Origin of the sequence: Mesorhizobium sp. LCM 4577 (assembly GCF_001854795.2) — a bacterium.
GTDB classification, from domain to species: domain Bacteria; phylum Pseudomonadota; class Alphaproteobacteria; order Rhizobiales; family Rhizobiaceae; genus Mesorhizobium; species Mesorhizobium plurifarium.
Window position 1 is genome coordinate 300,960 of the sequence record NZ_MDDU01000024.1, and the last position, 19,032, is coordinate 319,991.

Below are 19,032 nucleotides of genomic sequence, written 5' to 3' on the forward strand. Positions count from 1 at the left end.
GCCCAAAACGTGACTTGTAGCCACCTTGAGGACGCTTAAATAAGCCGCATGGATCAAGGCGACGATGACGATGGACGGGCAGCGAACGCGGATTATGCGATCCGCGTGGCGGCGGGCATCGGCGCTTTCACCTGCGAGGAATGGGACGGCTTTGGCGGAACCACGCGCGGCGACAAAGAAAACGGCTATAACCCGCTGGTTTCCTTCGCTTTTCTAAGCGCCTTGGAAGACTCCGGCTGCGCTGTCCGGCGCACCGGCTGGCAGGGCCATCACCTGCGACTGGAAACGGCGCAAGGCAGGCTTCTCGGCACCGTCCCTTGTTATCTGAAGTCGCACAGCCAGGGCGAATATGTCTTCGACCATGGCTGGTCGGACGCCTTCGAGCGCGCCGGCGGGCGCTACTATCCCAAGCTGCAATGCTCGGTGCCGTTCACACCGGTCACCGGCCCTCGCCTGTTGGTCAGCAAAGGCGAGAATGAAGGTGCCGTGAAGGCCGGCCTCGCCGAAGGCCTGAAACTCGTGACCGACAAGCTCGGCGTCTCTTCCGCGCATGTCACCTTCGCCACCGAGCCCGATGTCGCGACGCTGGAAGCGGCCGGCTTTCTTCACCGCACCGACCAGCAGTTCCACTTCTTCAACGACGGCTTTTCGACCTATGACGACTTCCTCGCCACGCTCGCCTCGCGCAAGCGCAAGGCGATGAAGAAGGAGCGCCGCGAGGCGCTGGTCGACGGCATCTCAATCGACTGGCTGACCGGCAAGGACATCACCGAAAGCGCCTGGGACGATTTCTTCACCTTCTACATGGATACCGGCGGCCGCAAATGGGGCCGGCCCTATCTCAACCGGCAGTTCTTCTCGCTGATCGGCGAGCGCATGGCCGACGACATTCTTCTGGTGATGGCAAAGCGCAACGGCCGCTACATCGCCGGCGCCATCAACTTCATCGGTTCCGACGCGCTCTACGGCCGCAACTGGGGCTGCATCGAGGACCATCCCTTCCTGCATTTCGAGGTCTGCTACCATCAGGCGATCGATTTCGCCATCGAGCGCAAGCTCAAGGTGGTGGAGGCCGGCGCGCAGGGCGAGCATAAGCTGGCGCGCGGCTACCGGCCGGTGACCATGCATTCGGCGCATTACATTTCGCATCCCGGTCTGCGCAATGCCGTCGCCGACTATCTCAGGCGCGAGCGGCGCGAGGTCGAACGCATGGGCGAATATCTCGAAGAGCACACGCCCTTCCGCAAGGACCTGGAGGAATAGGAGGAGCCGTCGGGTCTGGCGGTCAGTGCGGCTTTCCGGCGGCGATCGGAACCAGGAACGAAAAGCAGGCGACCAGGAACAACACGGCGCCGGCGAGCGCCAGCAAATCACCCGCTCGCCATGCCGCGGCGATGAAAAACAGCGCCGACACGATGAACAGCAGCCAACCGGCGACGACCCACTTCATGATTGCTCCGTTCGCGAGCAATTCCAGGAAAAGTGTGAGCGGTTTTCCGTCCGGAATTGCGTGAAAACAAAAGAGAGAGCGTTTCGCCGTTTCTGTGAAACGGCGAAACGCTCGAGATCACCGCATCAGACGACAAATACCGGCTCTCTTGCAATAGCAGGGCGTGCCGTCGAAAGCTGGGTTTAATATTGGCCAAGCAACAAAGCCGGCTCAACGCCTACCGTTTACCGGATTGGTGGAATCCGCTAAGTCATCCCCAGGGGTATTGGTGCGCACGCACCGCGGGGTTGGCATGCTGTCTTTGGCATCTTGGGGCGTCGGGCAATGGCTCGGTGTGGCGGGGCTCGTGGCCGCGCTGCTGTTGACTGTCCGGCTCGAAGGCAAGCCGGGAACATGGCCTATCGGCTTTTCCACCTTCTTTCTTCTGTTTGCTTTCCTGCATCTGCTTTTTCCGGGCGCGGTCGTCGCGCTCTGGATGACGCTCATGCTGACGGCCATCATCGGCATCGCCTCGAAGCTGAAATATCGCTATCTCGGCTTCAATCTCCTGGCCGGAGATCTCTATCATCTGGCCGCGAGCAGCTGGCGCAGCGTCTTTGTCGACAACGCCCGCATGGCGATCCCTGCCCTCTTCGGCGGGGCGGCGATCGTTGCAGTCGGCATGCTTATCGACATGACCCTGGTGGAACAGGCGACGCCGCTCTCGCTGCGTCTTGCATTGTTCGTCGCGGCGGTCCTGATCTATATCGCAGTCTACCGGCTGAGCGGCGGAGCGCCCCGTTTCCGCTTCGACCTGCTCACCAGGGATCGCGCGCATCTTTCCGCCTTCGTGGCGTCATGGCTCGGCGCGGGGCCTTCGCGACGGCCGGGCTTCGTCGACATCACTCCCGATCCGCTGCCGCTTTTGCCGCCTGTGCCGGCAAAGCGGGAGAACGGCGAGGTTCGGCCGCACATCTTCATGATCCTGCATGAATCGACCTTCGATCCCAGACATCACGGTGTGCCGATCGACCGCTCTTTCGAACAGTTCTTCTCACCCGCGAACGGTCTGTCAGGGGCTCTGCATGTCGATGTTTTCGGCGGCAGCACGCTGCAGACCGAATTTTCGGTGCTGACCGGCCTGTCCTCGCTTTCCTTTGGAAACGACAGCCGTTTCGTCTTTCATCTGCTCGCCGGGCGGGTGCGCCACTCGCTGCCCTCGGTGCTTTCAGGCATGGGCTATCATGTGTCGCATGTGAGCTGCGACCGTCCCAACTTCGTCAATTGCGATCGTTTCTATAAATCGATCGGGTTCGAGGAGGTCACCTATGCCCCGACCTTGCCGCCGCCCTTCGATCTTGAACGCTGGCGTCGGGAACGTCATGACGAACAGCTTTACAGCCATGCACTGGGCCGGATTGCGGACCGCTTGGAAAACGAGAAGCCCTGTTTCCTCTCGATAATGACGCTGATGAATCACGGCGATCATCGTCGCCGCATTTTTCCTCCCGAGCTTCGGGCCGATGTCCGCCGTGAAGCCGTCGCGCTGACAGGCGATGAGAATTACGGCGAATACGCCGTGCGACTGGCTGAGAGCGTCGAGGCCTATGCCGCGTTTCGCGAGAAACTCGAAACCGCGCTGAAGGGCCGGCCTGCCATCATCGTGCGTTACGGCGATCACCAGCCCTCATTCACGGCCGCCCTCACCGGCCTGCCACCTTCCGACAGGGCCTTGCACAAGACCTTCTATGCGATCGAGTCGATCAACGGCGCGTTGCCCGGCGATCTGGTCGCTCCGGCCATGCTCGACGCGGCATTCCTGTCGACATTGACCATGTCCGCCGCGTGTCTGCCGCTCGACCCGGTATTCGCGACCAGGACGGCCCTTCTGGCGGATTGTGCAGCGCCCTATTTCGCGAGCGAGTCTGTGCGCAAGAAACGCTTCCACCGGGCTCTTGTCGAAGCCGGCATGGTCGATCTCGCCTGAACGCCTTGCCGCCCATTGGCGCCTTCGCTACACCGGACGGCGAATGCAATTGGGAGTGTCACCCATGGCCGAAGCCTATGATCCCGGCAACATCTTCGCGAAAATCCTGCGCGGCGAGATTCCCTCGCACCGCGTCTATGAGGACGACGCGGTCGTCGCCTTCATGGATGTGATGCCGCAAGGCACGGGGCACACGCTGGTGGTGCCCAAGGCGCCGTCGCGCAACATGCTCGACGCCGATCCGGCAACGTTCGGACCATTGTTTGGCGTCGTGCAGAAAGTTGCGGTCGCGGTGAAAAAGGCCTTCAAGGCCGACGGCGTCACCATCATGCAGTTCAACGAGCCGGCTTCCGGCCAAACCGTCTACCATCTCCATGTCCACGTCATCCCGCGTTTCGAGGGTGTACCCTTGAAGCCGCATTCCGGCGAGATGGAGAAGCCGGAGGTCCTGGCCGAGAACGCCGGCAAGATCCGGGCGGCATTGGGACGCTGAACTCCCCGGGGCTCAGCCGTAGGCCTACTTGCCCGCGAGGATCTGGAAGGCTGTCGGCTCTGGCCCGTCGATAAGGCGCTGCCGGATCTTCGCGGCGCAGGCTTCCGGGCTCACCGCCGACGTGTCGACTTCGAGATCGTAGACACCAGGCTTGTGCACCTCCTCCTGCCACAGGCGGACGGGCAGCGGCATAGGATCGTCGTCCGTCCCGATGACATAGGGCGTACCAGCCCCGCTTGCGGCGCGCCTCCGCAAAATCACGTCGATCGGACAGCGGATGCCGACGAACAGCACCGGCAGGCCGGCCAGGCGCCGGGCACATTCGGGAAGGACGTTCAGCGGTCGGGAATAGGCATCGTGGTGGCCGACATCGACGACGACATTGAGCCCCAGCCGGCTATGGGCCGCGATTGCGTCGTAAAGCGCCGCGTAGAGCAGCGGCACGAAAGCCTCGATGTCCGGGCGTTCGCCGCCGGGACGCAGGCCGATCCCCGGACGCAGCCGCGGCGGCGTGACATGGACGCAGGCGTCGACGCCGAGGGCCATCCAGACGCCCTCGAATGTTTCCTGGATCGCCGCCGCGATGCTCGACTTTCCCGAACGCGGCGCGCCGTTGAGGATGATGATCTGTCCGGCTTCCAAGCGGTGCTCCCTTCAACGACAAAGGCCCCGTTTCCGGGGCCTTTATTTCAAGCGAGCGCTTGTCAGCCCTTGCGCGGCAGTTGCGGCACAAGGCTGCGCTTGTTGCCGTCCTTGCCCTTCGGCTCCGGCTTCTGCGCCACGGCCTTCTTGGCTGCCGGCTTCTTGGCCACCGCCTTTTTCGGCTTCGGCGCGTCTTCCGGCTCTTCCTTCTTCGGTTGCACCGGCGACTCGTCGGCGAGCGACTCGAGCTTCAGGCCGGACTCGCCGGTTTCCTTCTTCTCGACGGTGACGCGCACCGTGCCGCCCTTCTTGAGCTTGCCGAACAGCACTTCGTCGGCCAGAGGCTTCTTGATGTGCTCCTGGATGACGCGGCCAAGCGGACGCGCGCCCATGCGCTCGTCATAGCCCTTGTCGGCCAGCCAGGCGATCGCATCCGGCGACAGGTCGAAGGTGACGCCACGCTCGGAGAGCTGCGCTTCCAGCTGCATGACGAACTTCTGCACCACCTGATGGATCACCGGCACCGGCAGCGAGCCGAACGGGATGATAGCGTCCAGACGGTTGCGGAACTCCGGCGTGAACAGCCGGTTTATCGCCTCGACATCGTCGCCCTCGCGCTTGGTCGAGCCGAAGCCGATCGCCGCGCGCTGTGCATCCGAGGCGCCTGCATTGGTGGTCATGATCAGGATCACATTGCGGAAGTCGATCTGCTTGCCGTTGTGGTCGGTCAGCTTGCCATGATCCATCACCTGCAACAGGATGTTGAACAGGTCCGGATGCGCCTTCTCGACCTCATCGAGCAGCAGCACGCAATGCGGATGCTGGTCGACGCCGTCGGTCAGAAGACCGCCCTGGTCGAATCCGACATAGCCGGGAGGCGCGCCGATCAACCGCGAGACGGTGTGGCGTTCCATATATTCCGACATGTCGAAGCGGATCAGCTCGACGCCGAGCGAGGCGGCAAGCTGCTTGGCCACTTCCGTCTTGCCGACGCCGGTCGGGCCTGAGAACAGGTAGGAGCCGATCGGCTTCTCCGGTTCGCGCAGGCCGGCGCGCGCCAGCTTGATCGCCGAGGTCAGCGCGGTGATCGCGGTGTCCTGGCCGTAGACGACGCGCTTCAGCTCGACATCGAGGCCTTGCAGCACCTTCTCGTCGTCGGCCGAGACCGTCTTCGGCGGGATGCGCGCCATGGTGGCGATCGTCGCCTCGATCTCCCTGATGCCGATCGTCTTCTTGCGCTTGGCCTCGGGCACCAGCATCTGCGAGGCGCCGGTCTCGTCGATCACGTCGATCGCCTTGTCCGGCAGCTTGCGGTCGCTGATGTAACGGGCCGACAGCTCGACCGAAGCCTTGATGGCTTCGCTCGTGTAGCGAACCTTGTGGAACTCCTCGAAGTAGGGCTTCAGGCCCTTCATGATCTCGATGGCGTCCTCGACGGTCGGCTCGTTGACGTCGATCTTCTGGAAGCGCCGCACCAAAGCACGATCCTTCTCGAAGAACTGGCGGAACTCCTTATAGGTGGTCGAGCCGATGCAGCGGATGGCGCCGGACGAGAGCGCCGGCTTCAGAAGGTTCGATGCATCCATGGCGCCGCCCGAAGTGGCGCCCGCCCCGATCACTGTGTGGATCTCGTCGATGAACAGCACCGCGCCCGGATAGTCCTCGAGTTCCTTCACGACCTGCTTCAGCCGCTCCTCGAAGTCGCCGCGATAGCGGGTGCCGGCCAAGAGCGTGCCCATGTCGAGCGCGAAGATGGTGGCGTCCTGCAGCACTTCCGGCACGTCGCCTTCGACGATGCGCTTGGCCAGCCCTTCGGCGATCGCCGTCTTGCCGACACCCGGGTCGCCGACATAGAGCGGGTTGTTCTTGGAACGGCGGCACAGCACCTGGATGGTGCGGTTGATCTCACTGTCGCGGCCGATCAGCGGGTCGATCTTGCCGGCCCGCGCCTTGTTGTTGAGGTTGACGCAGTAGGCCGTCAGCGCGTCCTGCTGCTTCTTCTTGCCACCCTCTTCCTGCGGCTCGGCGCCGTTCTGGCCGCCCTGCTCGTCCTCGGCACCGCGCGGCGTGCGCGATTCCGAAGCGCCGGGACGCTTGGCGATGCCATGCGAGATGTAGTTGACCGCGTCGTAGCGGGTCATCTGCTGTTCCTGCAGGAAATAGGCGGCGTGGCTCTCGCGCTCGGCGAAGATAGCGACGAGCACATTGGCGCCGGACACTTCCTCGCGGCCGGACGACTGCACATGGATCACGGCGCGCTGGATGACGCGCTGGAAGCCGGCCGTCGGCTTCGAATCCTCGTCGTAACCGGTGACGAGGTTGTCGAGCTCGGTGTCGATATAGGTGAGAACGGTGTGCTTGAGCTCGTCGAGATCGACGTTGCAGGCGCGCATGACGGCGGCCGCCTCGGTGTCGTCGATCAACGCGAGCAGCAGATGTTCGAGCGTCGCATACTCATGATGCCGCTCGTTGGCGAATGTCAGCGCCTGATGTAGCGCCTTTTCCAGGCCTTGGGAGAAAGCCGGCATGTTACCTCACTTCTTCTCCATCACGCATTGCAGCGGATGCTGATTCTGTCGGGCGAAATCCATGACCTGGGACACTTTGGTCTCGGCCACCTCGAATGTGTAGACGCCGCACTCGCCCACTCCATGATTGTGAACATGAAGCATGATGCGCGTGGCGGCTTCGCGGTCCTTTTGGAAAAACCGTTCCAGGACGTGAACGACGAACTCCATCGGAGTGTAATCGTCGTTCAGGATGAGGACCCGGTAGAGGCTGGGCTTCTTGGTCTTGGTTTTGGTGCGCGTGATGACAGCGGTGCCGCGACCGGGATCGTTGCGGTCTCCGTCACCTTGCATTCGCACCACGTCCACCGTGGCAGTCAAACCGATCGTCACGCAGTCCAGCCTTTTCGAATCCTCATGCGAGTTCAACATGTAGGTTCTCGATGGACGATTTTAAGCCCTTCTGTTTAGCTGACAATATGGCTAGGTGGGCAAACCTCAGCGAATTTCTCAATCGTGAATGCGGCAAGGTGCGTTGGGTTGCGATCGCGCATGAAAAAACCCGGTCGCGTTTCCGCGACCGGGTCCTTTTTGCAGGCCGGCTGACCGTATCGGCAGTGATCGGGCGAAATTACTTCGCCTTGGCGACCACCGATTCGAACGGCTTGTAGGCTTCCTTGGCGAGCTCGGCATAGAGATTGCCGATCTTGCTGGCCTCGGCCACGAAGCTCTCATAGCTCTGCTTGGCGTAATCGGTCTGGATCTCGATGGCCTTCTCGATCGACTTGGCCGAGAACAGCTTCTCGAAGGCGGCGCTGCCGGCCTCGAAGCTCTTCTTGGTGTATTCGCCGGCCTCGGTGGCGATCGCCTGCGCGCCCTTGGTGAGCGAGGCAAAGCTCTTCAGCCCGGTGTCGGCAAACTCCTTGCCGTATTTCGTGAAGTCCTCATAGGTCTGGGTCATTTCATACTTCCCTTTGGTTGAAACGCCCTTTTGGCCCCGGGCGCCCTTGTGCAATGCACCTCAATATATTGTGCGATGCACAAAAGTCAAGAATCCCTTGGCGCGCAGGGGCTCCAGCGCCGGTGGCCGGTAAAATTCGATTAAAGAGAAGCTCGATTTGCCGAAAAATGGTGAACGCGGCGGTTACCATAAACGGATTGGTAACGCTGAGCGCGATAGCTTGGCCGGAAGCGAGGCAGGCACTCCCTTAGCCGCCTCCGGGGCAACGAAAATTCAGGGTAAATAACGGTGCGTCAGGCGTTGTCGGGCTTCGTCTCCAAATCTTCATTCTCCTTCAAGGCGATCATGGTTGCCGCGCTCGCGGTGACGATTGTCGCCGCCGATGTCGCGTCGGCTCTTGCCGCGAAGTCTGCGGCCATCGTGGTCGATGCCAAGACCGGCAAGGTGCTCTATTCCGCCGACGCCAACGGCCGCCGCTATCCGGCATCGCTCACCAAGATGATGACGCTCTACCTCACCTTCGAGGCGCTGGCGAAGGGCAGGATCAGCAAGAACACGCCGGTGCCGTATTCGGCGCATGCCGCGTCCGAGCCGCCGACCAAGCTCGGCGTGCGCGCCGGTGGCTCGGTTCCGGTCGAGACCGCGATCCTGTCGATGGTGACGAAATCGGCCAACGACTCGGCCACCGCGCTCGGCGAGTTGCTCGGCGGCAGCGAGGACAATTTCGCCCGCATGATGACGGCCAAGGCGCGCCAGCTCGGCATGAACGGCACCGTCTTCCGCAATGCCAACGGCCTGCCCGATCCGGGTCAGTTCACCACGGCGCACGACATGGCGATGCTCGGCATCGCGCTGCGCGAGCACTTCCCGCAATATTATGGCTATTTCTCGCAGCGCTCGTTCCTGTATGGCCGCCAGCGCATCAACGGCCATAACCGTCTGCTTGGCCGCATCAAGGGCGTCGACGGCATCAAGACCGGCTATACCCGCGCCTCGGGCTACAATCTCGTCTCCTCCGTCGCCGACGGCGACCGCCGCCTCGTCGCTGTGGTGATGGGCGGCGCTTCCGGCCGCAGCCGCGACAACCAGATGGCCGCGCTGATCACCACCTATCTGCCGCGCGCCTCGACGCGCGGTGGCGGTGATCTCATCGCCAAGGGCAACGACAATCCGATCAAGACGCTGGCCAAGGTCTTCTTGCCCAAGCATGACGCGCCGACGCCGGACGCCAAGCCGGCAACGGATGACACCGTCGTTGCTTCAGCCGATGACGTCCAGGACGATACCCAGCAGGTCGCGGAAGAGACCAAGCCGGTGCTCAAGGCCCGGAAGGTCAAGACGGTCGCGATAGCAGCCATGGCGCCGGCTCCCAAATCCGAGGACACCAGCGTTGCCGCCTATGCCGAGCCGGCGCCTGCCGCGCCTGCGATCGATCCGGTCAAGACGTCGTCGGTGCCGTCCGGCTGGGTGGTTCAGGTTGCCTCTTCGCCCACGAAGTCAGGCGCTCAGAGCCTGCTCGATCAGACCGCCAAGCAGGCGCCGAAGATCCTGGCCGACGCCTCCGGCTTCACCGTCGCTTTCGACAAGGACGGCACCACCTACTACCGCGCGCGCTTCGGCGGCTTCGACTCGAAGAGTGCCGCCTGGAAGGCCTGCGATGCGCTGAAACGCAAGAAAATCTCGTGCTACGCCGTCGAGCAGTAGGCGGTTGTCGAAATCTCCCGGAAGGTACCGGCGTCGAAGGAGACTAATCGTGATTGGAGAGCAAGACGTCCTTGGCTTCATTGATCCGCGCCGCCAGGACAGACGTACCGCCGACATCGGCGTTCAGGCGCTGCATCAGGCGGCGGTGCGCCTTGCGGATATCCGCCGCGGCAGCCCCCGCTTCAAGACCAAGGACCTTGTAGGCCTCCTCCTTAGTCATGGCGCCCGCACCTGGCGCAACACCCAGCCCTTCGCCACCGTGCGGCTGCGCGTCCTTGCGCCAGACGGGAAAACGGCCGTCAAGATACGTCTCTAAAAGCTGGCGGCTCTCCAGATCGGGGCTGAGCTCGCCATGAAGCTGGCGCAAGTCCGTCAGCCCCATGGCTCCAAGCATCTTGCCTTCATAACGCCCGGCCAGAACAAGACCTTCGAGCTTGCCGCTGTCATGGTCGAGGTCCATTTCGAGAGCGGCGGTGCGCACCGTCGAGTGTTTGGACGCCGCGGCCCTTGCCGCCGGCCGCCTCGTTCGTATCCAGCCGACCCAGGCCAGTGCCGCGAGCAAAAGCAATCCGCCGATAAGGCTGCGGCCGAAGATCAGCATGGGCGCGCCGACCAGCCCAAGGAAGGCCGGCCCAAGCGATCTCAGACTGTCGGCCATCCTTGCCGCGTCCGCGCGCACAAAGAGCAACGCAGCGCCGAAAAGCACCACGAGCACCGCTGCCAAAGCGAGGATCACACCCATCGATTAGCACCGCCATAGAGATGACCGAGCATGGGAATAGGATGGGACCAAGGTCTGGCGCTTGCAAGTCCCACATCGGGTGAGCCGAAGGGCCAGCGGCGGGACACCCGCAAAGCACGCAGAGCAATTCCAGGAAAAGTGTGAGCGGTTTTCCGTCCGGAATTGCGAAAACAAACGGATAGGGCGGTTCGCCGTTTCCGTGAAACGGTGAAACGCGCTAGAGCAGACCGAGTTCGGCGAGTTCCAGCCTGAGCTTCGGCGGCATCTCGGCGAGTGCCGCCCTGCCTTTGCCGAGATCGGCCGGAGCATCGGCGGGCTTGAGGTAGCGCCAGCCCTGGAAGGCGCGCCGAGGCTGCCAGTCCGTCCGCACGACTTCGGGATCGAGCACCAGATGGCAGCGGCCGATGCCTTCATCGTCGGTAAAGGGCCTGATCTCTGTGATCAGCTGCCGGCACTGTACGCTGCCCTTGATCACCCAGTAAAGCGAGCCGCCATCGGTGATCTCCGCGCCGCGCGTCGGCACCATGCGGGTGGTGTGCCAATGCTCGGCCGGCTCGCCGGCGCGGCGCCGCTCGTCGAGGCGGAAGGCGATCCACTCTTCGAGATCCTCGACGCTGTCGCAGCCGACGCACAATTTGATGAGATTGAGTGACATGGCCCAAGATTTAGCCGCAAGGGTCGGCGCGTCAACGCCTTGAGCGACTTCTCCACAGGGCCAGTCCGGGGTCCTCGTGAGACCTCAGCACTCCACCACGTTCACCGCCAACCCGCCGAGGCTGGTTTCCTTGTATTTCTCGTTCATGTCGAGGCCGGTCTGGCGCATGGTCTCGATCGCGGCGTCGAGCGGCACGAAATGCGTGCCGTCGCCCTTGATGGCCAAGGACGCGGCAGTCACGGCCTTCACCGCGCCCAGCGCGTTGCGCTCGATGCAGGGCACCTGCACCAGGCCGCCGACCGGATCGCAGGTCATGCCGAGATGATGCTCGAGCGCGATCTCGGCTGCGTTCTCCACTTGCTCGGGCGTGCCGCCCATGACCGCGCAAAGTCCGGCGGCCGCCATTGCCGAAGCGGACCCCACCTCGCCCTGGCAGCCGACTTCGGCGCCCGAAATCGAGGCGTTCGATTTGATGATGCCGCCGACGGCGGCGGCCGTCAGCAGGAAGTCGCGGATGCTCGGCTGGTCGGCCTCGGGATGGAAATGCAGCCAGTAGCGCAGCACCGCCGGCAGCGTGCCGGCAGCACCATTGGTCGGCGCGGTCACCACGCGCCCGCCGGCGGCATTCTCTTCGTTGACCGCCATGGCGTAGATCGACAGCCAGTCATTGGCGAGCAAGGGATTGGGCCGGTTCTGCTGCCACTGTTCCTGGAGCTTGTCGTGCAATTGCCGCGCACGGCGGCGCACCTTCAGCCCACCCGGCATGATGCCGTCCTGTGACAGGCCCCGGTCGATGCAGCCCTTCATGGCGGCCCAGATCGCGTCGAGGCCGGCATCGAGCTCCTCGCGCGCCATGTGCTTTTCCTCATTGGCGCGCTTCATCTCGGCGATGGAGAGCCCGCTCTTTGCCGCCATCGCCAGCATCTCGACGGCATTCTTGAACGGGTACGGCACCTTCTTGCCCTCGGTCGTCACCGAGCCCTTGGCCTTCATGCGCTGCAGCTCTTCCTCGGAAACGACGAAGCCGCCGCCGATCGAATAATAGATGCGCTTGAGCAGCAGCCGGTCGGATGCGTCATAGGCATAGAAGGCCATGCCGTTGGCGTGGCCGGTCAGCGGCGTCTTTCGGTCGAGCACGAGGTCTTTGGCGGGATCGAAGCGATAAGTCGGGTGCCCGGGCGGTGAAATCCGCTTCTCCGCGCCGATGCGGGCAACGATGCCGTCGGCCTCGTCGGGGTCGACCGTCTGCGGCGTCTGGCCGGCCAGGCCGAGGATGACAGCGCGGTCCGAGCCATGGCCGATGCCGGTATAGGCGAGCGAGCCATGCAGGCTGGCGCCGATGCGGTCTACTTTCACACCCGCCGGCCTCGGCCAGTCGCCGGCCAGGATCTCGTCGAGGAAACGGCGCGCGGCCGTCATCGGTCCCATCGTGTGCGAGCTCGACGGGCCGATGCCGATCTTGAACAGGTCGAAAACCGAAAGGAACACGGGACCGTTGTCTCCTGGAGGCCGATCAAGACTTACATATAGGAATTCCCGCGATGTTTCCGATGTTTTGCGTGGCGCGGCGCGGCGGCTGCCGACCTTGTTTGCTCCGCCAGCGACATCGCAATATCGGCGCCTCGAGGGCCCGTCGAAGCGTCGGCCCGGCCCGTGCTACAAGAGCGCATGGGCGACTCACTCCACCTTTCAATGGCAGATTTGGCGGCTTTGGCCTTTTTCCTGGTGGTCTGGGTGCTGCACACGCTCGCCTCCGACGGCAGGCTGATCAGCCGCGTCTCGCTGACGACCGCCATGAACGCCCAGCGCGAGGCCTGGATGCGCAACATGGCCGAGCGCGAGATCCGCATCGTCGACACCGCCATCATGGGCGGCCTGCAGCAAGGCACCGCCTTCTTTGCCTCATCTTCCCTGATCGCGCTCGGTGGCTGCTTTGCCCTGCTCGGCGCCTCCGACCGCGTGCTTCAGGTTCTGGCCGACCTGCCCTTCGGCGCGGCTTCGTCGCGTGAAGCCTTCCAGACCAAGGTGTTCGGCCTGGTGCTGATTCTCGCCTTCGCCTTCTTCAAGTTCGGCTGGGCCTACAGGCTGTTCAACTATTGCTCGATCCTGATCGGCGCGGTGCCGACACCGCATGGCCCGGCTTCACGCAACCCGGTCAGCGAAACGGCGGTGTGGCGGGCGACGCGCATGAACGTGCTCGCCGGCAAGCACTTCAACTCCGGCCTGCGCGCCGTCTTCTTCTCGATCGGCTATCTCGGCTGGTTCGTCGACCCGATCGTCTTCGTGATGTCGACCCTGGTGCTCCTGGCGGTACTGGTGCGCCGCCAGTTCTTCTCGGCGGCGCGGCAGGCCGTGCTCGGTCAGCCGCCTGGTCCGGGAAAGAACTGATCGATCTTGCCGGAGAGCCGGTAGGCGAAAAGCCCGATCCATTCCCGCACGGCAATGGTGGTTGCCTGCACCGAGTCGACCGGATTGTCGCGGTAGAAACCGACGCCTTCCTTGCCCGAGGTGCGGTAGTCGACCGGCCACGGGATGGTCGCAAAACCCGCCTTGTCGAACAGCGCCTTGGCGCGCGGCATGTGGAACGCTGACGTGACCAGCAGCCAGGTCTCGCCCGGTTTCGGCTCGACAAGCTTTCGCGAGAACACCGCGTTCTCATAGGTGTTGCGCGATTTGTCCTCGAGGATCAGGCGATCGGCTGAAACACCGAGCGCGCCGAGCAGCCGCGGCGCCGTGTCGGCATCGCCTTCGCCATCAAGAAAGAACGAACCTCTGCCGCCTGAGACGACGATCTTGGTCTGCGGGAAGCGCCTGGCGAGAATTGCCGTCTCGACCATGCGATCGCCGCTGGCGTTCAATTCATAGCCGCCGCGCGCCAGATTGATGGCGCCCTCCAAGCCGCCGCCGAGCACGATGATGCCGTCCACCTTTTCAGGCAATGGCGGCTTCGGAAAGCGTTTTTCCAGCGGCGTCAGCATCATCGCGCCGACCGACGTCCAGGCCGAAAGAACCAGGATCGCGATGCCGAGCATGCTGCCCGTCGCTGCCAGCCGGCGGCGCCGGAACAGCCCTGCCAGCAGGCCGGCGAGCAGCAGGAAGATCGCCAGGTTGATCGGTTGGCCGAAGAACCAGAAGACTTTCGACAATAAGTAGAACATCCCTCACCCTCTGTCAGATGAGGTATGAGCCTACCACCACTTTTCCGGCTGAAATTTGCCCGCCGCCTGCTCGATGACGTTGGCGGTCTGGAACAGCGTCTCCTCATCGAACGGGCGGCCGATCAGCTGCAGGCCGAGCGGCAGGCCCTTGCCGTCGAGGCCGGCCGGCACGGAAATGCCGGGAAGGCCGGCCATGTTCACCGTCACCGTGAAGATGTCGTTGAGATACATCTTGACCGGATCGGAGGCCATGTCCTCGTCGGCGATGCCGAAGGCGGCCGATGGGGTCGCCGGCGTCAGGATGACGTCGACGCCGGCGGCAAAGACATTCTCGAAGTCGCGCTTGATCAGCGTGCGCACCTTCTGCGCCTGCAGATAGTAGGCGTCGTAATAGCCGGCCGACAGCACATAGGTGCCGATCATGATGCGCCGCTTGACCTCGCGGCCGAAACCGGCGGCGCGGGTCTTCTCGTACATGTCGACGATGTCCTTGCCGGGCACGCGCAGGCCGTAGCGCACGCCATCATAGCGGGCGAGGTTCGACGAAGCCTCGGCAGGCGCCACGATATAATAAGCCGGCAAGGCGTATTTGGTATGCGGCAGCGAGATGTCGATGATCTCGGCGCCGGCATCCTTCAGCCAGGCGATGCCCCGCTGCCAGAGCGCCTCGATGTCTTGCGGCATGCCGTCGACGCGATACTCCTTCGGAATACCGACCTTCATGCCCTTGATCGGCTTGCCGATCGCCGCTTCATAGTCCGGCACCGGGCGGTCGACCGAGGTTGTGTCCTTCGGATCGACGGAGGCCATCGACTTCAGCAGGATCGCGGCGTCGCGCACGTCGCGCGCGATCGGCCCGGCTTGGTCGAGCGAGGAAGCGAAGGCGACGATGCCCCAGCGCGAGCAGCGACCGTAAGTCGGCTTGATGCCGACCGTGCCGGTGAACGCCGCAGGCTGGCGGATCGAGCCGCCGGTGTCCGTCGCGGTAGCGCCGGCGCAGAGGAAGGCGGCCACCGACGATGCCGATCCGCCCGACGAGCCGCCCGGCACCAGCTGGGCGTTATCCAAGGTCCGCGCCGTCTTCGTGCCGCCGGCTGAAACAAAGCCGCCATCGCCCTGATGCGTCGTCGGCATGACGACCGTATCGACACGCGAGCGCCGCCACGGATTGATCACCGGGCCGTAGTAGGAGGTCTCGTTCGACGAGCCCATGGCGAACTCGTCCATGTTGAGCTTGCCGAGCATGACGGCGCCGTCGGCCCACAGATTGCTGGTCACGGTCGATTCGTAACGCGGCTTGAAGCCGTCCAGCACGTGGCTGCAGGCCTGGGTATGGATGCCTTCGGTGGCGAACAGGTCCTTGATGCCGAGTGGAATGCCTTCCAGCGCGCCGCCCTCGCCCTTGGCGAGCTTGGCGTCGGAGCTCTTCGCCATGTCGCGCGCCTTGTCGGCGGTCACAGTCACATAGGCATTGAGCACGGGATTGGCGCGATCGATCGCCGCAAGATAGGCCTCGGTGATTTCGGCCGCGGTGATCTCCTTGCCGCGCAGCTTGGCGCGGGCCTCGGAAATGGTGAGATGTGTGAGATCGCTCATCAGGCAAGGCTCTTTTCGTAAAACACCGACCACTCGGAGTCGGGATAATCCAGCACCGGTCCGCAACGCGAGAATCCGGCGCGCTCATAGACGGTCCAGGCCGCGGGGTGCCGATCGCCGGTTTCGAGAACCAGGCGCCTCAGCCCTTCCTGCCGGGCAAGCGCCTCGACCCGTCCGACGATCTCGGCGCCGATCTTGCGGCCGCGATGCGAAGGCCGCGTGTACATGCGCTTGACCTCACCGACCGCCCCGTCATGGCGCTTGAGCGCGCCGCAGCCGACGGCCAGGCCGTTGTCGCGGGCGATGAACACCGTCGTATCCTTGCCCGCCATCTGCTCGACGGTCAGATGATAGCAGTGCTCGGGCGGCGTCAGTTCGAGCAACGCGGCATTGAGTTCGGCGACCAGCGCGCGCACGTCGTCCTGCAAAGGCGTCTCGACGGCGATCTCGACAGCCACGGCCTACTCCACCACCTTCGGAACGAGGAAAAAGTTCTCTTCCGTCGCCGGCGCATTGGCGACGATGTCGGCGGGCTTGTTGCCGTCGGTGACGACATCCTGGCGCTTCTTCATCTCCATCGGCGTGACCGAGGTCATCGGCTCGACACCAGAAACATCGACCTCGTTCAACTGTTCGACGAAGCCGAGGATGGCGTTCAGTTCGCCGGTCATGCGCTCGGCGTCCTCCTCGCTCACCGCGATACGGGCAAGGCGCGCGACGCGCTTCACGGTCTGAAGATCAACGGACATGTTCTATCGCCTCGGGAAAACCAGTGCGGGCTATAGCGGCGCGGCGTCTGCCGCGCAACATGCATGATGCCGGTCAGCTCAGTTGCGGTGCCCCCTGGCGATTGCAGGCGACTTAGATCGTGATCGCCTTGCCGATTTCCGGAAGCGCCACATTGACACCCGAGCCTTCCATGCCGGCGACGAACTTGTCGGCGGTCTGGTCGAGCATCGAGAAGGTGCGGAAGTGGCAGGGAACGACGGTCTCGAAGCCGAAGAAGCGGCGGCAGGCAAGGGCCGCCACCGCGCCACCCATGGTGAAGCGGTCGCCGATCGGCACAATGCCGATCTTCGGTTCGTGCAGTTCGTTGATCAGGCCCATATCGGAGAAGATGTCGGTGTCGCCCATGTGGTAGAGCGTCTTGTCCTCCGGGAAGTGCAGGACCAGTCCACCCGGGTTCCCCAGATAGGTGTTGGTGCCGCCTTCGCCGCCGAAAGAGGACGAGTGCAACGCCTGGACGAAGGTCGTGGTGAACGGTCCGCAATCGACGGTGCCGCCGATATTGCCGGGATTGATCTTGTCGCCGCTGACGCCTTGGCCGACGAGATACATGCAGATCTCGAAATTGGCGACCAGCATGGCGCCGCTTTTCTTCAGCACCTCGACCGCGCCGCTGACATGGTCGTTGTGGCCATGGGTCAGGAGAACATGCGTGACACCCTCCGCCGGGCCTTCCCAGCCCCCCGTCCAGGACGGATTGCCGACCAGATAGGGGTCGATGAGGATGGTGGCGTCCTTGGTCTCGACGCGGAATGCCGAATGTCCGTACCAGGTCAGTTTCATGAATGCTTTCCTCGATTTTTCCGTTGCCGAAGGATAGAACGCTGGCGGCAAATTGAAAGTAGCGCGGCGCGCCTTACCGTCAAAAGGATGTGTGACGCCTGGATATCAGAGGAAGCCGCTTGGGCATCATTTCAATCGAGGAACTGCCGGGGTGGCTTGCCGACGGCAAGACGCTCGCCGGGCTCGATCTCGGCGACAAGACGATCGGCGTGGCGGTCTCCGATCGCGGGCTGTCCTTCGCCCATCCGCGCCCCGTCATTCTGCGCAAGAAGTTCTCCCTCGATGCCGCCCAGCTGCTCGCTCAGCTCGAGAAGGACAATGTCGGCGCCGTCGTGCTCGGCCTCCCGGTCAACATGGACGGCTCGGAAGGGCCTCGTGCGCAGAAATCGCGCGCCTTCGTCCGCAACATGGCGCCGCTTTCCGACCTGCCTTTCGTGCTGTGGGACGAGCGGCTGTCGACGGTCGCGGCCGAGCGGACGCTGATCGAGATGGATTTCTCGCGCAAGAAGCGCGCCGGCAAGATCGATTCGGCGGCCGCCGCCTTTATTCTGCAGGGAGCGTTGGACCGGCTTCAGTCGCTCGGCCGAGCCGATCGGAGCTGATATCGCCCTGCCGCCGCTGCCTGATCCATTCGGCGATGTTGCGCCGGCGGCGGAAAGCCCAAAGGCCCATGAGCAGGAAAAAGTCGAAAACGCAGGTTCGCGCCACCATGCCCGGGATAATCGCCGGATCGATGCCCAGCATCTGGCCGTAGAGCTGGAAGACGAAATCGTGCAGCTGGCGGCTGAGCATCACATAACCGAAATTCATGTCGTTGAGCGACAGGAAGAACCATCCCCAGAAGACGGCCATCGGAGCAGCCCAGAGTGCGAACAGCGTGCGCATCAGCGGCTGCCTCCTGGCTTGYGTTCCGGACGGCCGGATATGCGGGAAAGCAGCGAACTGTGCGCGGCGCCCATCGCCATGCGCGAGGCGGCGCGAACATCGCCCTCTGGCAAATTCATTGCCGCGAAGGTGGAGCGGCGTTCAGCCAGCACGGCGATGTAGGAGGCAAGCAGCGCCGTCATCTGAATGGCGACGATCATGAACAGGCCGTCAATGCCTTGCGCCACACCGCCGATGAGGATCAGCGAAAGCAGGAACGATGCCGCGATGAAGGCGATCCGCGCCACGCTCTCGCCCGCGTCCGCCCTCGCCGCCGCGTTCAGCAGCGTTTCGACGAAGGCCCAGCAGAACAACACCGCGACGGTCAGGAGCGCGATCGAGAGCGGCGCCAGCAAGGCAACATTTTCAAGCTCGGGAAACCGGTTGGCCTGGACCGAGAGACCAAGCACGCCAAGCGCCGTCGCTATGCCGCGGCTGCCGTCCATGCAGATATAGGCAAGCAGGGCGAAAACCACCGCCCAATGCAAGGCCAGAACTGAGCTCAACACGTGCCGCATGCGCTTCCCGCTGGCGGAGCTCGGGGAGGCCATGGTTGACCGTTCCCTACTCCAGCAGACGGAGATTGGGCTTTGCAACGGTTCACCGCAATGGAAACCATTTGTTAAGGTTAACAGCTATCCACAGCTCGGCAATCCGCACTGGGC

At 63.5% G+C, this 19,032-nt stretch carries 21 protein-coding genes; 6 read left to right on the plus strand and 15 right to left on the minus strand.

Going from position 1 to position 19,032, the window contains the following annotated elements:
- Nucleotides 1-48: 48 nt before the first annotated feature.
- Entirely contained in the window at nt 49-1,263 is a 1,215-nt protein-coding gene (locus LCM4577_RS23105) for a GNAT family N-acetyltransferase (protein WP_071029785.1), read from the plus strand.
- A 22-nt stretch (nt 1,264-1,285) separates the two neighbouring features.
- On the opposite strand, the gene LCM4577_RS23110 is transcribed toward LCM4577_RS23105, so the two are convergent.
- Complete coding sequence (locus tag LCM4577_RS23110) at nt 1,286-1,450, minus strand: cytochrome oxidase subunit III (RefSeq protein ID WP_116390151.1); 165 nt, start codon at nt 1,448-1,450, stop codon at nt 1,286-1,288.
- Between the two features lie 292 nt (nt 1,451-1,742).
- Between LCM4577_RS23110 and LCM4577_RS23115 the strand changes: the two genes are divergently transcribed.
- Together LCM4577_RS23115 and LCM4577_RS23120 are read left to right on the plus strand one after the other, a co-directional pair.
- Entirely contained in the window at nt 1,743-3,416 is a 1,674-nt protein-coding gene (locus tag LCM4577_RS23115; RefSeq protein ID WP_083354818.1) for a sulfatase-like hydrolase/transferase, read from the plus strand.
- Between the two features lie 64 nt (nt 3,417-3,480).
- Nucleotides 3,481-3,909, plus strand: a complete 429-nt coding sequence (locus tag LCM4577_RS23120) for an HIT family protein (protein WP_071029780.1) — start codon at nt 3,481-3,483, stop codon at nt 3,907-3,909.
- 24 nt (nt 3,910-3,933) lie between these two features.
- On the opposite strand, the gene LCM4577_RS23125 is transcribed toward LCM4577_RS23120, so the two are convergent.
- The 4 genes from LCM4577_RS23125 to LCM4577_RS23140 form a co-directional block, all read right to left on the minus strand.
- A complete protein-coding gene (locus tag LCM4577_RS23125) occupies nt 3,934-4,551 on the minus strand; it encodes a chloramphenicol phosphotransferase CPT family protein (protein ID WP_071029778.1) in 618 nt (205 codons plus the stop codon).
- A gap of 62 nt (nt 4,552-4,613) precedes the next feature.
- Nucleotides 4,614-7,079: an ATP-dependent Clp protease ATP-binding subunit ClpA gene (gene clpA, locus LCM4577_RS23130; RefSeq protein ID WP_040987241.1), complete on the minus strand. Its 2,466-nt coding sequence runs from the start codon at nt 7,077-7,079 to the stop codon at nt 4,614-4,616.
- Between the two features lie 6 nt (nt 7,080-7,085).
- Nucleotides 7,086-7,412: an ATP-dependent Clp protease adapter ClpS gene (gene clpS, locus LCM4577_RS23135; protein WP_041000825.1), complete on the minus strand. Its 327-nt coding sequence runs from the start codon at nt 7,410-7,412 to the stop codon at nt 7,086-7,088.
- 277 nt (nt 7,413-7,689) lie between these two features.
- Entirely contained in the window at nt 7,690-8,019 is a 330-nt protein-coding gene (locus tag LCM4577_RS23140) for a phasin family protein (RefSeq protein WP_040972326.1), read from the minus strand.
- 288 nt (nt 8,020-8,307) lie between these two features.
- On the opposite strand from LCM4577_RS23140, the gene LCM4577_RS23145 reads away from it, so the two are divergent.
- A complete protein-coding gene (locus LCM4577_RS23145) occupies nt 8,308-9,723 on the plus strand; it encodes a D-alanyl-D-alanine carboxypeptidase family protein (RefSeq protein WP_071073610.1) in 1,416 nt (471 codons plus the stop codon).
- Nucleotides 9,724-9,766: 43 nt separating this feature from the next.
- Here LCM4577_RS23145 and LCM4577_RS23150 read toward each other — a convergent pair whose 3' ends face one another.
- The 3 genes from LCM4577_RS23150 to LCM4577_RS23160 all read right to left on the minus strand — a co-directional run bounded on the left by LCM4577_RS23150 (nt 9,767) and on the right by LCM4577_RS23160 (nt 12,608).
- Nucleotides 9,767-10,465, minus strand: coding sequence for a molecular chaperone DnaJ (locus LCM4577_RS23150; RefSeq protein WP_040987237.1), 699 nt, complete (start codon nt 10,463-10,465; stop codon nt 9,767-9,769).
- A gap of 217 nt (nt 10,466-10,682) precedes the next feature.
- Entirely contained in the window at nt 10,683-11,120 is a 438-nt protein-coding gene (locus LCM4577_RS23155) for a DUF1489 family protein (RefSeq protein WP_040987235.1), read from the minus strand.
- 84 nt (nt 11,121-11,204) lie between these two features.
- Nucleotides 11,205-12,608: an L-serine ammonia-lyase gene (locus LCM4577_RS23160; RefSeq protein ID WP_041000578.1), complete on the minus strand. Its 1,404-nt coding sequence runs from the start codon at nt 12,606-12,608 to the stop codon at nt 11,205-11,207.
- A 180-nt stretch (nt 12,609-12,788) separates the two neighbouring features.
- On the opposite strand from LCM4577_RS23160, the gene LCM4577_RS23165 reads away from it, so the two are divergent.
- Nucleotides 12,789-13,508, plus strand: coding sequence for a DUF599 domain-containing protein (locus LCM4577_RS23165; RefSeq protein ID WP_041007072.1), 720 nt, complete (start codon nt 12,789-12,791; stop codon nt 13,506-13,508).
- Here the strand turns inward: LCM4577_RS23165 and LCM4577_RS23170 are convergent.
- The 5 genes from LCM4577_RS23170 to LCM4577_RS23190 all read right to left on the minus strand — a co-directional run bounded on the left by LCM4577_RS23170 (nt 13,481) and on the right by LCM4577_RS23190 (nt 17,443).
- Nucleotides 13,481-14,278 carry a YdcF family protein gene (locus LCM4577_RS23170; protein ID WP_071073612.1) on the minus strand — a complete coding sequence of 266 codons (798 nt, stop codon included), beginning with the start codon at nt 14,276-14,278 and terminating at the stop codon, nt 13,481-13,483. The genes LCM4577_RS23165 and LCM4577_RS23170 overlap by 28 nt on opposite strands.
- Nucleotides 14,279-14,308: 30 nt before the next feature.
- Entirely contained in the window at nt 14,309-15,874 is a 1,566-nt protein-coding gene (locus tag LCM4577_RS23175) for an amidase (protein ID WP_071029762.1), read from the minus strand.
- Entirely contained in the window at nt 15,874-16,332 is a 459-nt protein-coding gene (locus LCM4577_RS23180; RefSeq protein ID WP_040987225.1) for a GNAT family N-acetyltransferase, read from the minus strand. Before LCM4577_RS23180 ends, LCM4577_RS23175 begins: the two co-directional genes overlap by 1 nt.
- Nucleotides 16,333-16,335: 3 nt before the next feature.
- Nucleotides 16,336-16,623: an Asp-tRNA(Asn)/Glu-tRNA(Gln) amidotransferase subunit GatC gene (gatC, locus tag LCM4577_RS23185; protein ID WP_040987223.1), complete on the minus strand. Its 288-nt coding sequence runs from the start codon at nt 16,621-16,623 to the stop codon at nt 16,336-16,338.
- A 112-nt stretch (nt 16,624-16,735) separates the two neighbouring features.
- Nucleotides 16,736-17,443, minus strand: coding sequence for a metal-dependent hydrolase (locus LCM4577_RS23190; RefSeq protein ID WP_071029758.1), 708 nt, complete (start codon nt 17,441-17,443; stop codon nt 16,736-16,738).
- A 119-nt stretch (nt 17,444-17,562) separates the two neighbouring features.
- On the opposite strand from LCM4577_RS23190, the gene ruvX reads away from it, so the two are divergent.
- On the plus strand, nt 17,563-18,045 hold the full coding sequence (ruvX, locus tag LCM4577_RS23195) for a Holliday junction resolvase RuvX (protein ID WP_071029756.1): 483 nt from the start codon (nt 17,563-17,565) through the stop codon (nt 18,043-18,045).
- Here ruvX and LCM4577_RS23200 read toward each other — a convergent pair.
- Both LCM4577_RS23200 and LCM4577_RS23205 read right to left on the minus strand, forming a co-directional pair.
- Nucleotides 17,987-18,328, minus strand: coding sequence for a DUF6105 family protein (locus LCM4577_RS23200; RefSeq protein ID WP_071029754.1), 342 nt, complete (start codon nt 18,326-18,328; stop codon nt 17,987-17,989). The two genes, ruvX and LCM4577_RS23200, sit on opposite strands and share 59 nt — an antisense overlap.
- Nucleotides 18,328-18,876: a hypothetical protein gene (locus tag LCM4577_RS23205; RefSeq protein ID WP_371410067.1), complete on the minus strand. Its 549-nt coding sequence runs from the start codon at nt 18,874-18,876 to the stop codon at nt 18,328-18,330. Before LCM4577_RS23205 ends, LCM4577_RS23200 begins: the two co-directional genes overlap by 1 nt.
- Nucleotides 18,877-19,032: the final 156 nt, after the last annotated feature.

Bases quoted from the DNA above. Each gene is read 5' to 3' on its own strand.
- clpS (WP_041000825.1), bottom strand. From the start codon at position 7,412: ATGCAAGGTGACGGAGACCGCAACGATCCCGGTCGCGGCACCGCTGTC.
- clpA (WP_040987241.1), bottom strand. From the start codon at position 7,079: ATGCCGGCTTTCTCCCAAGGCCTGGAAAAGGCGCTACATCAGGCGCTG.
- LCM4577_RS23165 (WP_041007072.1), top strand. From the start codon at position 12,789: ATGGGCGACTCACTCCACCTTTCAATGGCAGATTTGGCGGCTTTGGCC.
- LCM4577_RS23200 (WP_071029754.1), bottom strand. From the start codon at position 18,328: ATGCGCACGCTGTTCGCACTCTGGGCTGCTCCGATGGCCGTCTTCTGG.
- LCM4577_RS23190 (WP_071029758.1), bottom strand. From the start codon at position 17,443: ATGAAACTGACCTGGTACGGACATTCGGCATTCCGCGTCGAGACCAAG.
- LCM4577_RS23110 (WP_116390151.1), bottom strand. From the start codon at position 1,450: ATGAAGTGGGTCGTCGCCGGTTGGCTGCTGTTCATCGTGTCGGCGCTG.
- LCM4577_RS23150 (WP_040987237.1), bottom strand. From the start codon at position 10,465: ATGGGTGTGATCCTCGCTTTGGCAGCGGTGCTCGTGGTGCTTTTCGGC.
- LCM4577_RS23120 (WP_071029780.1), top strand. From the start codon at position 3,481: ATGGCCGAAGCCTATGATCCCGGCAACATCTTCGCGAAAATCCTGCGC.
- gatC (WP_040987223.1), bottom strand. From the start codon at position 16,623: ATGTCCGTTGATCTTCAGACCGTGAAGCGCGTCGCGCGCCTTGCCCGT.
- LCM4577_RS23155 (WP_040987235.1), bottom strand. From the start codon at position 11,120: ATGTCACTCAATCTCATCAAATTGTGCGTCGGCTGCGACAGCGTCGAG.
- LCM4577_RS23140 (WP_040972326.1), bottom strand. From the start codon at position 8,019: ATGACCCAGACCTATGAGGACTTCACGAAATACGGCAAGGAGTTTGCC.
- LCM4577_RS23175 (WP_071029762.1), bottom strand. From the start codon at position 15,874: ATGAGCGATCTCACACATCTCACCATTTCCGAGGCCCGCGCCAAGCTG.
- LCM4577_RS23105 (WP_071029785.1), top strand. From the start codon at position 49: ATGGATCAAGGCGACGATGACGATGGACGGGCAGCGAACGCGGATTAT.
- LCM4577_RS23115 (WP_083354818.1), top strand. From the start codon at position 1,743: ATGCTGTCTTTGGCATCTTGGGGCGTCGGGCAATGGCTCGGTGTGGCG.
- LCM4577_RS23170 (WP_071073612.1), bottom strand. From the start codon at position 14,278: ATGTTCTACTTATTGTCGAAAGTCTTCTGGTTCTTCGGCCAACCGATC.